Annotated in this window: 13 protein-coding genes and 1 riboswitch; of the genes, 1 reads left to right on the top strand and 12 read right to left on the bottom strand. The window is 50.5% G+C overall.

Translation table 11 applies throughout. The features are described 5' to 3' along the window. Positions 1–11: 11 nt before the first annotated feature. Positions 12–1,001: an ABC transporter substrate-binding protein gene (locus tag B5D20_RS02285; RefSeq protein ID WP_078664611.1), complete on the bottom strand. Its 990-nt coding sequence runs from the start codon at positions 999–1,001 to the stop codon at positions 12–14. Positions 1,002–1,186: 185 nt separating this feature from the next. Here B5D20_RS02285 and selD point away from each other — a divergent pair, with 185 nt between their 5' ends. Beyond that, complete coding sequence (gene selD, locus B5D20_RS02280; RefSeq protein WP_078664610.1) at positions 1,187–2,233, top strand: selenide, water dikinase SelD; 1,047 nt, start codon at positions 1,187–1,189, stop codon at positions 2,231–2,233. Between the two features lie 27 nt (positions 2,234–2,260). Here the strand turns inward: selD and B5D20_RS02275 are convergent, their stop codons facing one another. The 11 genes from B5D20_RS02275 to B5D20_RS13970 form a co-directional block, all read right to left on the bottom strand. Further along, positions 2,261–2,935, bottom strand: a complete 675-nt coding sequence (locus B5D20_RS02275; RefSeq protein WP_078664609.1) for a M48 family metallopeptidase — start codon at positions 2,933–2,935, stop codon at positions 2,261–2,263. 203 nt (positions 2,936–3,138) lie between these two features. Continuing rightward, positions 3,139–3,783 (bottom strand): TMEM165/GDT1 family protein, encoded by a 645-nt coding sequence (locus B5D20_RS02270; protein WP_078664608.1) that lies wholly within the window; start codon positions 3,781–3,783, stop codon positions 3,139–3,141. Beyond that, positions 3,780–4,934, bottom strand: a complete 1,155-nt coding sequence (locus B5D20_RS02265; protein WP_078664607.1) for an SPL family radical SAM protein — start codon at positions 4,932–4,934, stop codon at positions 3,780–3,782. The genes B5D20_RS02270 and B5D20_RS02265 overlap by 4 nt, the downstream gene beginning before the upstream one ends. Before the next feature lie 160 nt (positions 4,935–5,094). After that, on the bottom strand, positions 5,095–5,664 hold the full coding sequence (locus tag B5D20_RS02260) for a xanthine phosphoribosyltransferase (RefSeq protein WP_078664606.1): 570 nt from the start codon (positions 5,662–5,664) through the stop codon (positions 5,095–5,097). Between the two features lie 18 nt (positions 5,665–5,682). After that, the gene (locus B5D20_RS02255; RefSeq protein ID WP_078664605.1) at positions 5,683–6,618 is read right to left on the bottom strand and encodes an ABC transporter permease; all 936 of its coding nucleotides are present in this window, start codon (positions 6,616–6,618) and stop codon (positions 5,683–5,685) included. Continuing rightward, positions 6,615–7,673 (bottom strand): ABC transporter permease, encoded by a 1,059-nt coding sequence (locus tag B5D20_RS02250; RefSeq protein ID WP_375804203.1) that lies wholly within the window; start codon positions 7,671–7,673, stop codon positions 6,615–6,617. The genes B5D20_RS02255 and B5D20_RS02250 overlap by 4 nt, the downstream gene beginning before the upstream one ends. After that, positions 7,670–9,190: an ABC transporter ATP-binding protein gene (locus B5D20_RS02245; protein WP_078664604.1), complete on the bottom strand. Its 1,521-nt coding sequence runs from the start codon at positions 9,188–9,190 to the stop codon at positions 7,670–7,672. The genes B5D20_RS02250 and B5D20_RS02245 overlap by 4 nt, the downstream gene beginning before the upstream one ends. A gap of 64 nt (positions 9,191–9,254) precedes the next feature. Then, a complete protein-coding gene (locus B5D20_RS02240; protein WP_078664603.1) occupies positions 9,255–10,373 on the bottom strand; it encodes a BMP family ABC transporter substrate-binding protein in 1,119 nt (372 codons plus the stop codon). 174 nt (positions 10,374–10,547) lie between these two features. Continuing rightward, a riboswitch (purine riboswitch) is annotated at positions 10,548–10,649 on the bottom strand. Positions 10,650–10,675: 26 nt separating this feature from the next. After that, positions 10,676–11,575 carry a DMT family transporter gene (locus tag B5D20_RS02235; RefSeq protein ID WP_078664602.1) on the bottom strand — a complete coding sequence of 300 codons (900 nt, stop codon included), beginning with the start codon at positions 11,573–11,575 and terminating at the stop codon, positions 10,676–10,678. A 45-nt stretch (positions 11,576–11,620) separates the two neighbouring features. After that, on the bottom strand, positions 11,621–11,818 hold the full coding sequence (locus B5D20_RS13975; RefSeq protein WP_200803456.1) for a hypothetical protein: 198 nt from the start codon (positions 11,816–11,818) through the stop codon (positions 11,621–11,623). A 14-nt stretch (positions 11,819–11,832) separates the two neighbouring features. Then, positions 11,833–12,300 (bottom strand): hypothetical protein, encoded by a 468-nt coding sequence (locus B5D20_RS13970; RefSeq protein WP_200803455.1) that lies wholly within the window; start codon positions 12,298–12,300, stop codon positions 11,833–11,835. Positions 12,301–12,386: the final 86 nt, after the last annotated feature.

Raw genomic sequence — 12,386 nt, 5'->3', positions numbered from 1 at the left:
GCCTCAGTTTCTTATTTTATAATTATTCTGGCAAAATTTAATCCAGTTTCATTTAGTTTAAGTCCCAGTCTCTCCACTGTGCGCAGATTTACCACCAATTCCAGATTATCCGGTGTTTCCACAGGTATCTGTTTCGGCTGCTGTCCCTGTAAAACTTTGGCTACTATTCTGGCTCCCTGGTATCCCTGATTATACATAGAAACGCCGTAAGCGGCGAAATAACCCCGGTCCGCTTCCTGTTCAATGATGCCCATAACCGGAATCTTGTTTTGCCAGGAAAAGGCAAGCAAGTCCTGGGTTAAAGTTTCAATCAAAAAACTTGACAAAGGAAGAATAGCATCATAGTTCTGCACCGATTGCCGATTTAGTTTTGTTTTAAAGTCTGTTCTGGAACTTACCGCTATGGTTTTTATTACTATCCCTAAATCTTTAGCCGTATTTTGAACTATTTTCAAACTGGTATAACCGGGAGGAACGTTAGGATCGTAGATAACAATAACTTTCTGCACATAAGGTAACAGTTTCTTTAATAATTCCAATCTTTTCCCGGCCAGCTCAGCATGATAATTATCCACACCGGTAATTTGTGCTCCCGGGTCAATAAAGCTTTTTACTATACCTCGTTGTACCGTAGAAGCAGCTCCAATAAAAACAATGGGAATGTTCTGATTCTCAGCTGCTATTTTCAGGGCATCAGCTTCCACACCCCCGGTTGCTACCAGCACATCCGGCTTCTCATGTACTAACTTCCGGGCCAAAGGCAAGAGCTGTTCCCGCTCACCCTGAGCATTTAAAATTATATAGGTAACGTCTTTTCCCTCGGTAATTCCCAGGTCAGCTAAACCTTGCTTAAAGCCAACGATTTTTTCCGCTTTAGCATTGCTGGCAGCCAGGATACCGACAGACCATTTGGTCGGCTCAGTTTTTGAAGCAATTTGACAGCCCAAAATAACAATAATTCCTGTTAGCAACATCAAAATATAAATAGCCTTTTTTCCCATTTTATACACCTCAATCTAAGAAATTCCATTTTTTAAATAGCGCTGACTGCCCTTATTGTTTCCAGAAAAAGATTTTCTACATTATTATTAAAAATCCTTTAAAATCAGTGATTCAATATAACTTTGACTAATATCAGCTAAAAGATTACAATATAACTTAAGAATTCCGGAAAGGAGTGATCGTAATGTCCGCAGAAACAGTTAAGCTGACCAAACTGGCTGCCTGCGCCGGCTGAGCGGCCAAGCTCAGTCCTCAGGACCTGGCGCAGGTACTGCGCCATTTACCGCAAATAAATGACCCCAATGTCCTGGTTGGCACCAATACCGCCGATGATGCCGCTGTTTATCGTATCAATGATGAGCTGGCGATAGTCCAGACTGTCGACTTTTTCACACCCGTAGTGGACGACCCCTATACTTTCGGTCTGATTGCCGCAGCCAATTCCCTCAGTGACATCTATGCCATGGGCGGTCAGCCTCTCTTTGCCCTGAATGTGGTAGGCTTCCCGGAAAAAAGGTTGCCTATGGAAGTCCTGGGCGATATCCTGCGCGGCGGTGCAGATAAAGCCGCTGAAGCAGGTATTAGCATTGTAGGCGGCCACACTGTTTCGGACCAGGAGCCCAAATACGGTCTGGTTGTCACCGGGATAATTCATCCCGACCGGACTGTTACCAATGCCGGCGCCCGACCAGGAGATGTTCTCTATCTCACCAAACCCCTCGGCCTTGGTATTATCACCACTGCCCACAAGCGGGATCTGGTTCCTCCCCCCATCCTCGCTGAAGCCGTAGAAGTGATGGGGACTTTGAATAAGGCTGCCGCAGACGCAATGGTGAAAGTAGGAGTCCACGCCTGTACTGACATCACCGGCTTCGGTTTCCTCGGCCACCTCTTTGAAATGATGGCAGGCAGTGGCACAGGAGCCGAAATCGAAGTCAGCCAGGTTCCAGTTTTGGAAGCTGCCTGGGCTTTTGCCAGCCAGGGAGTAGTACCGGGTGGCACCCGTAAAAATCTGGCCTACTTGCAGGATAATTTACAGCTGGATGGAGATTTCAGCGAAGATACCCTGCTGGTGCTGGCCGATGCTCAGACTTCGGGCGGACTGCTCATCGCTGTAGCCCCGGAAAAAGCTGAACAGCTGGAGCAGGAACTGGCTGCCGCCGGAGTAGCCACAATCGCTCGTATTGGCGAGGTAATAGAAGCAGAAGCGGGAACCATCATTTTGCGGTAAAAAAAGGAGGGGCTTTCGCCCTTCCTTTTACATTAACTCCAGTAGCAGCTGGTTTTCCCGTAACCATTGCTTTTGTTCCTTATAATCAGGCATTATTTCCCCCACGCGCGCCCAGAACTGACGGGAATGATTCATAAATTCTATATGTACCAGCTCATGCACCACCACATAGTCAATTACCCGTAAAGGTGCCATAATGAGGCGCCAGGTAAAATTCAGGTTACCTCTGGAACTGCAGGAACCCCAGCGTTTCCTGGCCCCGGTTATTTTAATAGAATTAAATTTTATTCCTGTCAGCTGTGAATAATACTCAGCCCTTGCTGGCAGAAGCTTTTTGGACTGTTCTTTATACCACTGTTTTAGCAACTCAGCGGCTCGTTCCTGCTGGTCTTGCGGAAAAAAGAGCTTATAACCGTGCAAAAAGATATTCTCACAGCTATCTGTGATCAAGAAAATGTATTTTTCCCCCAGATACCAGAGCTCATCCCCTGTTTTAAATTGCAATGGTTGATAATGTTTTTGCTTCAGTTCTATTTCCTGCAGTTTTTCTTTTATCCATTTTTCTTTGTTCTGTACCAGATCTTTAATAATCTTTAATGGCAGCCTTTTAGGTGCCCTAATGATAAGGCTGCTATCTGTCGCTATTTCAATAGCGATAGTTTTCCGATTAGAGCGTATAATTTTCTTGATTTCTATCTGCATTGTCTACTCTCCCTCATAAAGTTGAATCCATTATAACAAAAAAGGAGTAAACCGCCAATTATCGGGGCTATTCCTTAACAAGTTTTTCCATCAATCAGTTTTCCATCTTCTGAAAAGCCTTCATCACCGGAATCAGACGCCTTAAAAACAGTATGTTTATGCTGAGAAAAATTGCAGGGGGTGAATTTCACCCCCCTGAGCTTTTATACACGAACAGGCCGATACAAATACCATACATAACCCACAACCAGTATAGTGGTCAGGGCTAGTGCCGCCAGGCGCATTCCCGGCACAGCAATAGTTTGCCAGATACCAAGATAACCGAAGAGAATAAATATTCCAGCTGAGACCAGTTTTATCAAGCGCTCCGGTAATTGCTTACCCAGTACTACACCAACCAGGATACCGATAATATTGGAAATCATCATGCCGGTAGTGGTGCCCAACCAAACTCCTAACAAGTTCTGGTATTTCGCAGCCAGGGCCACTGTGGCCAGCTGGGTTTTATCTCCCATTTCGGCAATAAAAAAAGCAAAGGTCACCGTCCAGAAAGGACTGAAATATTCCTTTTCCGCCTCTCCTTCCAGCGTATCACCACGAATGGTCCAGAGGCCAAAGATGACGAAAGAAATAGCTGCGGCCAGCTGGATATAGTGCATGGGAATAAAACGGGTCAGATATTCACCGGCTGCTACCGCCAGTAAATGATTGAGCAAAGTGGCTACCAGCACTCCCGCCAGAACGATACTGGCTTTATATTTAGTGGCAAAAGCCATTCCCAGCAACTGGGTTTTATCTCCCATTTCTGCCAGCACAACAAAGATAGTAGCTGCAATAAATGCCGTCATATTTCATCCTCCTGACTTATGATTCGGCTCCAGCGCCGGTAATCCTTCAATTTCCAGGCTCCCCCTCCGGCCAGTTCCGGCAGCCCGCAAACAGGTTGCTGGCAGGTTAAGCACGCTCCATCACAGGCTACCGGTTCAAAGTGCTGCCCACGGCGGATATAGATTGGAATATCGATGCCTTCGCAATTACGGGTAGTGGCAAACTCCCGATTTAACCCCTGGCCATCAGGCCGATATTCCATACAGAGAGCGAAACTGAGGCCATGCTTCAAGGCCGCTTTTTTTACCCTGTTGAAAAGTTCCCGACGATAGCCCAGATCAGCGTGCCAGCTGGCACCAATTCGCTCATTATAGAGGCGAGCCCAGTATTGGGCCAAATCGGGCCAGGACAGCTCTATCCATTGCCAAATCCGGTTTTTCAAGGCCAAAGGAATGTCCAGGCAGGAAGCTACCAGGTGACTGGCACCAGCAGCTCTGGCTACCTGACAGAGCTCCTCTATCATTTCCTGGTCATCAGTAAGGCCCGGTAAAATTGGGTCCAGCCGTACTACCGCAAATAGCCCTGCTTCCCGAATTCGTCGCAGATTGTCCAGTAAAACTGGCACCGGTGCTCCACCGGGTACCAGTTTGCGCCGTAAATCCTCATCCGGGGTGAGGAGAGAAACCTGGCCAAAACAATGCTGTTGCTTACTCATCCAGGCCAGGGATTCATCGGTAACCTGGTTTTTGGTAATGAATTCAATCGGTAGATTGCGCTCTACAAAAACCCGGATGATTTTCTCCGATAGTTTATACACCCGATTCAGGGGCTGAAAAGGATCAGTTACCGGGGAAAGGTAACCACAGGCAGCCACCTGCAAGGAGTCCAGCTGCCTGGCCACTATCCGGTCGAAATCCTGGCAAACCGTGACCACCCGTTGTGTAGCATAAAGGTGGAAGTAGCCCCAGAAACTATGGGCATAACAATAAGGACAATCATGAGTACAGCCATTATAGGGATTAATCAACATTCGCTCGGCTGTACATTCCCTTTTCCCCGGCCACCATCCATGTAAGTCTTTTTTGCTGTCTACCAGGATATGGGGTACAGGAGCAGGGATGACAGGATATTCATATTCAGCCTTGCCTTTTTTCATTCTGATGTATGCCATTGTCTTTCACCATAAAAAATTCCGGGTACCCTTATTGTACCCGGGGTCAGTATTTTTAGCAAGTTTTATGGTCAGCTGCCTGTTCTAATACTTTCCGCAGCTTAGCGCTTGTAACTATCGTAACATAAAGACAAAAAAGACAACCCAGCCAGGTTGCCTCTTAAACAAACTCCACACCCTTTTCCGTAAACGCCCCAATCCTGGCCAGCGCCTCCACCCGGATGCCAGCCTCGCGCAGCTCCTTGCCCCCGGGCTGGAAGGCCTTCTCCACCACAACTCCCACTCCCACCAGGGATGCCCCGGCCTGCTCCACCAGGGACACCAGCGCTTTCGCTGCCGCCCCTTGAGCCAGAAAATCATCGATAATCAGCACCCTGTCCTCAGCGGTCAGATAGCGCCGGGAAACGCAGACCGACACCTGCTCCTGTTTGGTGAAGGAAAAGGCCTCCGCCGCATAAACCTCCTCCACCAGGGTACTGGGCTGCTTCTTCTTGGCAAACAGCACCGGCACCCCTAGCTCCAGGCCGACCATCACGGCCACGGCAATGCCGGAAGCCTCCACCGTCAGGATCTTGGTCACCCCATCCGGGCGAAAGCGCCGGGCAAACTCCCGCCCCAGCTCCAGCAGCAACTGCGGATCCAGCTGATGATTGAGAAAGGAATCCACCTTCAGGATATTGTTGCCGATCAGTAAACCATCCTCCCGAATCCTCTGTTTCAATAGCTCCACGTCCACGTCATCCTTCCATCAGCGTTCTTCCCGGTGATAGGGCAATCCCAGGGCCCCCGGTGTAGCCACCCGCCTGGTTTTCGTCTCCCGGGTGACCAGAATCAACACCAGGATAGTTAATAAATAGGGCAACATCTTGAGAAAAAAGGGCGACACTGCAATATTCAGGGTCTGCAGCCGGAATCCCAGCGCATCCACACCGCCGAAAAGATAAGCTCCCAGCATAGCCTTGAAGGGGTCCCACATAGCGAAGATCACCAGCGCCACTGCAATCCAGCCCCGGCCGGCGGTCATGTTTTCCAGCCAGCTGGGAGCATAGGCCAGGGAAATATAGGCCCCGCCTGCTCCCGCCAGCATTCCGCCCCCGATAACCGCCAGATAGCGGGTAAGGGAAACACTGATCCCGGCCGCATCAGCCGCAGCGGGATTTTCCCCTACTGCCCGCAGCTGTAGTCCCCAGCGAGTCCGGTACAGGAGCCAGGCCATTAAGGGTACCAGGCCAAAACTGAGATAAATCAGGGGATCGTGGTTGAAGAAGATTGGTCCCAGCCAGGGCAGCTGACTCAGGCCAGGCACAGGCACGGGTTGAAAAGTCTGCCTGAGAGGAATCCCCACCAGAGTTTTGCCCAGATAGCTGCTTAGACCAGTGCCGAAGATGGTAAGGGCCAGGCCGCTGACTACCTGGTTCGCCTTCAGAGTAACCGTGAGGAAAGCATGGACCAGGGCCCCTGCTCCTCCGGCCAGCAGGGCTGCGCCAAAGCCCAGCCAGAGGTTGTCGGTATGCAGGGCTACAGTAAAACCGCTCACAGCCCCCAGCAACATCATCCCTTCTACCCCCAGATTCAGGACCCCGGCCCGTTCCGCCAGAATCTCCCCCAGGGCAGCCAGGAGAATAGGGGTGCCGGCGGTAATAGCTGTGGCCAGGATAGCGATCACTACACTCTGGTCGGTCATGCTTTTTTGCCTCCTATCCGCAGGCGGTAGTTAATAAAAATTTCCCCGCCCAGCACAAAGAAAAGAATCAAGCCCTGCAGCATATAGACACTGGCAGCAGGTAGGCCCAGGGTTTGCAGGGCATAGCCCCCTGAGAGCAAACCCCCGAACAGAAAGGCCACCAGCAGAATGGCAAAGGGATGCAAGCGGGCCAGCCAGGCGATAATTATGGCCGAATAGCCATAGCCCGGCGATAGGCCCTGTTGCAAGCGCTGGGTTATGCCAGCCACTTCCGCCATGCCGGCAATACCGGCCAGGGCCCCGCTGAAAAACATTGTCAACAGAATAGTTTTTGTTATACTCATTCCGGCATAACGGGCTGCTGCCCGGCTTTCCCCTACTACCTTCAACTGGAAACCCCAGGTAGTATAGCGGAAAATCAGGTAGATTAACACTGCGGCCAGCAAAGCCAGCAGAAAACCGGCATGAATCCTGGTATTCCCCAAAGTGGGCAGAGTCGCCCCCGGGCCAAAGGTGGCAGTCAGGGGGAAGTTAAAGCCTTTAGGGTCTTTCCAGGGCCCAAAGACCAGATAATCCACCCAGAGGATGGCCACATAATTGAGCATCAGAGTGGTGATGGTTTCATTCACCTGCCAGAGAGCTTTCGGAATAGCGGGCAAGAGGGCCCAGAGGCCTCCGGCCAGCCAGGCTAAAACCAGCATGGCCGGCAGCAGTTGCCAGCGGGAACCATCAGGAAAATTGAGCGCCACCCAGGTAGCCGCCATGGCTCCCATGTAAAACTGCCCTTCCGCACCGATATTCCACAATTGCATCCGAAAGGCCAGGGAAACCCCCAGGGCGCACAGAGCCAGCGGGATGGCCTTGACTGTAGTCTCCGCCAGACCGAAGGCTGAACCAAAAGCCCCGCCCAGCATGGCCTGGTAAACCTCCAGGGGAGATTTCCCCGCCAGAGCGATAAAGCAGGCCCCTGCCAGTAGAGCGAGCAGAATCGCCACCGCTGGTACTAAAAAAAAGGCTCCAGGCATTGGTGTCAGTCGTTTCTCCAGAGTAATCAGGCGCACCCGCTCTTCACCATCTTTCCTGCCATCATTAAGCCGATTTCTTCAATCCGGGCCTCCCGCACCGGTACCAGACCGGTGATTTCCCCTTCATGCAATACCGCCAGGCGGTCAGCCAGCTGGAACAATTCTTCCAGTTCCTCACTGATCAGAACCACCCCACACCCCTGGCGCCGGGCCTGTAAAAGCAAAGTCCGCACTGCCATGGTGGCAGCAATATCCAGCCCGCGGACAGGATAAACAGCCACAATCAGCCGGGGCTGGGAGGAAATCTCCCGGGCCAGCAGCAGTTTCTGCAAATTTCCTCCGGACATAGTTTTGACCGGAGTAGTCAGGTCGGAGATTTTTACTTCAAATTCCTGAACCAGTCGACGGGCATATTCTGACAGGCGCTGCCAGTTGATCAGGGGTCCACGGGTAAATTCCTGGTCACGGTAATGTTTGAGCAATATGTTTTCCCGCACATCCAGATTGGGTACCAGACCGGTGCCCAGCCGGTCTTCGGGAATATAGGCCACCCCGGCGGCAATGCGCTCCCGGGGCCCACTTGTCCCCATCTCCTGCCCGGCCAGATAGAGTTGACCGGATTTGAGTGGCCTTAATCCAGCAATTACCTCTGCCAGTTCCCGCTGGCCATTGCCGGCCACACCGGCGATCCCCAGGATCTCCCCGGCCCGTACCGTTAAACTCACTTGCTTCAAGGCCGGTTGCCCCCGGTCACCCAGGGCAGTGACCGCCTTTAGTTCCAGCAATACCGGACCCGGTACCGCTCCTGCGGGCATTTCCGGTATGTCCGGTTCCTTGCCCACCATCAATCGGGCCAGGCCTTGCTCTGTGGCCTCTGCTCCCGGCAGTGTAGCAATAGACCTGCCTCCCCGCATTACCGTAATGGTATCAGCGTGTTCCAGCACCTCTTGCATCTTGTGGGTAATGACAATAATCCCTTTCCCGGCCGCAGCCATCCGCCGCAAAATGCGATAAAGCTCCTGGGCCTCCTGGGGTGTCAGCACCGCTGTCGGCTCGTCCAGAATCAGAATATCCGCCCCCCGGAACAACAGCTTGACAATTTCCACCCGCTGTTGTTCCCCTATGGACAATTGCCAGACTTTGGCCTGTGGGTGAATGAGCAGGCCGTATTCAGCTGCAAACTGGCTCAACTTCGCCTCAATTTCCTTCAGATTCAGGCCAAAACCCCGGCCAGGCAAACCAAGGGCTACATTTTCCGTTACTGTAAAAGGAGCCACCAGCTTGAAATGCTGATGGACCATACCTATACCCGCCCGGATGGCATCCCGGGGAGAGCGGAAGTTGACCTTCTGGCCGCGAATCCAGATCTCCCCCTGGTCGGCCCGGTACAGGCCGGTGAGAATGCTCATCAGGGTACTCTTTCCCGCTCCGTTTTCTCCCAGCAGGGCGTGGATTTCCCCTGCTTTCAAAGTGAAGTTCACATGGTCATTGGCCTTTACCCCTGGAAAAGCCTTGCAGATTCCTTTCATCTCCACCAGAGTTTCCATAAAAAAAGCCCCTCCCAGGCGACAGGAGGGGTAAAGACCCGCAGGCCTTCACCCCTCAACTTGCTTATTGTTTGGGAATGGTACCTTCTACCCCTTCTACAAACCAGTCAAAAGAAAGCATTTGCTCATCAGTCATCTTGCTGCCAGCCGGTACTCGTACCTGGCCATTCTGATCCTTGATGGGGCCAGTGAAAACATCCCAGCTACCAGAAAGAATTTCCTGCTTTTTCTTCTCCACCAGATCCTTTACCTCGGCAGGAACCATAGGACCGTAAGGAGCCAGATTGACAATCCCATCACTCATGGGGCCCCAGTATTGTTCACTCTTCCATTTGCCTTCCATTACAGCCTTAACAGTATTGACATAATAGGGGCCCCAGTTCCAGACGGCACTGGTCAGCACCGCCTTGGGTGCATAGGCAGACATATCGCTGTTATAGCCGACACTGTATACCCCTTTTTCTTGAGCCGCTTGCTGGGGTCCAGGGGTATCCTGATGCTGGGCAATCACATCCGCACCGGCATCCAGCAAGCTCTTGGCCGCATCCTTTTCCTTGGCAGGATCATACCAGGTATTGGTCCAGACCACTTTCACCTTAGCATTGGGGTTAACACTTCTTACCCCCAGGGTAAAAGCATTGATGCCGCGAATTACCTCCGGAATGGGGAAGGCTGCCACATAACCGATAGTATTGCTCCTGGTCATTTTACCGGCCACCATGCCGGTCAGGTAGCGGGCCTGATACATCCGGCCAAAATAGGTACCCATATTGGGTGCGGTCTTGTAACCGGAACAATGCAGGAATACCACATCAGGATATTTTTGTGCCACCTTCAGCATGGCATCCATGTAGCCAAAGCTGGTAGCAAAAATGATTTTATTGCCTTTCTCAGCCAGCTCAGTGATGACCCGTTCAGCATCGGCCCCTTCCGGCACCGATTCAATATAGGTAGTTTCGACATTAGGCAATTGCTGTTCCAAATACTTGCGTCCCTGGTCATGGGCATAAGTCCAGCCGGCATCCCCTACCGGTCCAACATAGATAAAGGCCACTTTCAGCTTGTCCCCTGCCGGTTTATTTTCCCCGGCTTTTTGCTCCTGTTTACTGCTGCTACCACAGCCCGTGAGGTTAAATAACAGCATACTGGCCAGCATCAGGAGCGCGATCATTTTGCGCCACATTCCTCTTTTCCCCTTTCCCTCAGTATTATCCCGGAAATGGCTCATCTCCCCACCGTCAAAAAACAAATCACCCGGTGCCCGAGGTTCCCAAAAAGGTGAGTGAAACCCAGCGCACCGGGTGGTTTCCCGCCGCCTAGCGCTCACTACCAGCAGGAAAAAGATAGACTTTCCCCTCTGGTAATGCGTTCCACTCGTAGTCGGGCAATTTACGGTTGCCCGGTAGAGACTTTTGAGCCATATCCTCAAAATTATACGAGTGACTATTCAGTTAAAGCTTTACTAAAAAATTACCATATTTTTTCCTAATATTCAAGGGTTTTTTTAAAAAAATGTTCACCTTTTTCCCCGATATAGATTCCGGCAAGCATCAATATAGTACCCAGCCATTGCCGGAGCCCAACCGGTTCCCCGAGAAAAAACCGGGATACCAGCAGCACCACCGGCAACTCCACTGCCCCCAGTATTCCCGCCAGTCCCCCGCCAATCACCGGCACTCCATAGGCAAAGCAAACAGTAGGCAGCAAAGCCCCAAACAGGCCCATTAACCCGCCATACAGCAGCAGGTCCCCCACTTTTCCCCCTCCATCCCCTGTCAGAAACAAACTAAAAAAAATCGATGTAGTTATGGTTGCACCTGTACTAATCCAGGCGCTGCGGGCCCAGGGGGAAACCGAGGTTGCTACCCGTCCGGCGGCAGACAGATAACCAGTATAAGTTAGAGCTGATAAAAAACCCAGCATTACTCCCAGCCAGTGGAATTGCGGGCTGCTCCCGCCCTCAAGCCCGGCCGCCAGCACAGTACCAGGTACTAATAAAAACAGGGCCAACCAGCGACTGGGGCCCGGTTTTTCTCGAGTTAACAACCACTCCAATCCAACCCCTATCCAGGTAAACTGAAAAAGCAGGATGATACCCAGCGAGGCTGGCAACATAGCCAGGGCCCAGTAATAAAAAGCACCGGTTAGACCCGGCAGGGCCCCGGTTAGCAACAATTGTAGGATTTGCCTGCGGTCAGGTTTGCTTTGCCCTCTAGCTGCAATCAAAGCGATCAACCAGAGCAGGATCGCTCCAATCAAATTCTGGGTCATAGTCAGGGGGCCAGTGCCAACACCGCTGGCATAGGCCTGCTTGGCAAAACCGGGCAAGAGGCCATAGCTGGCTCCGCCTAAAAGTGCCAGCAAACTGGCTTGCAATTTAGTCATGTCCGAGCCTCCATTTTTAGTACGGTTTGGAAGTATTAAGAAGCATTATCGGGTAGATTTAATTTTCGTCAAGACACTCATAATTTTCTTAGCGCTCTGTAAAGCTTTTTCTTCCGTTTCACATTCGCTAGCTTTTAACCTCTCAAAGTAAACACCCTCGTGCAATAACATTGTTGTCCTTGCATGTGCCTCAGCTGGTGTTTCTTGATGAACTGTATCTCCATCTATTTCAACAACTAACATTATGCCATCCTTTATTATAACAAAATAAAGTTAATTTCTGGCTGAGATCTAAATAATAAACCATCACAGTTTCTCGATGCGATATTATCTGATCTTACTCTGCCTTGGTTTGTAATATTTTTTCCTGACAGCCAAGCTTTTGCTTTATCACGCCAATTTGGATCATTGGATGCCTGAGGGTATATCAAAACTTCTTCAAAACAATGATTATTATATGGAACTCCAACTGAAAATAACTTTTCATATATTCTTTTCTGGATTTTCTCTTTTTCTTCTACTATTTGAACGTATAAGTTTAACGGTAAATACAGATAGAGAGTATAAAAATAAGTTCCGCCATTCCAATTGTCAAAATTTGTCTGTACAACTTCTAAAACCGCATGTGCAAGTATGGCTACTTCTTTAGCTGACCCTTCTAATGCAAATAATTTTGCAACAGTTGCTACCATTGACTCGGAATATTCAATAAAAGGATCACTCAAATTAATCACCTCAACAAAATGAAATAGTCTCCATAACTTTACATTATTATAACACAAAAAAGGGGGACAGAACCATGTCCTCCCCC

The sequence above is a fragment of the Carboxydocella sporoproducens DSM 16521 genome, from assembly GCF_900167165.1.
Lineage (GTDB): Bacteria > Bacillota.
Note: the sequence above shows the minus strand (reverse complement) of the source record. Positions and strands in the feature narration are given on the sequence as shown.

Coding starts and splice junctions, on each gene's coding strand:
- B5D20_RS02270 (WP_078664608.1), bottom strand. CDS start 3,783: ATGACGGCATTTATTGCAGCTACTATCTTTGTTGTGCTGGCAGAAATG.
- B5D20_RS02285 (WP_078664611.1), bottom strand. CDS start 1,001: ATGGGAAAAAAGGCTATTTATATTTTGATGTTGCTAACAGGAATTATT.
- B5D20_RS02235 (WP_078664602.1), bottom strand. CDS start 11,575: ATGACTAAATTGCAAGCCAGTTTGCTGGCACTTTTAGGCGGAGCCAGC.
- B5D20_RS13975 (WP_200803456.1), bottom strand. CDS start 11,818: ATGTTAGTTGTTGAAATAGATGGAGATACAGTTCATCAAGAAACACCA.
- B5D20_RS02265 (WP_078664607.1), bottom strand. CDS start 4,934: ATGGCATACATCAGAATGAAAAAAGGCAAGGCTGAATATGAATATCCT.
- B5D20_RS02240 (WP_078664603.1), bottom strand. CDS start 10,373: ATGTGGCGCAAAATGATCGCGCTCCTGATGCTGGCCAGTATGCTGTTA.
- B5D20_RS02275 (WP_078664609.1), bottom strand. CDS start 2,935: ATGCAGATAGAAATCAAGAAAATTATACGCTCTAATCGGAAAACTATC.
- B5D20_RS02255 (WP_078664605.1), bottom strand. CDS start 6,618: ATGACCGACCAGAGTGTAGTGATCGCTATCCTGGCCACAGCTATTACC.
- B5D20_RS02245 (WP_078664604.1), bottom strand. CDS start 9,190: ATGGAAACTCTGGTGGAGATGAAAGGAATCTGCAAGGCTTTTCCAGGG.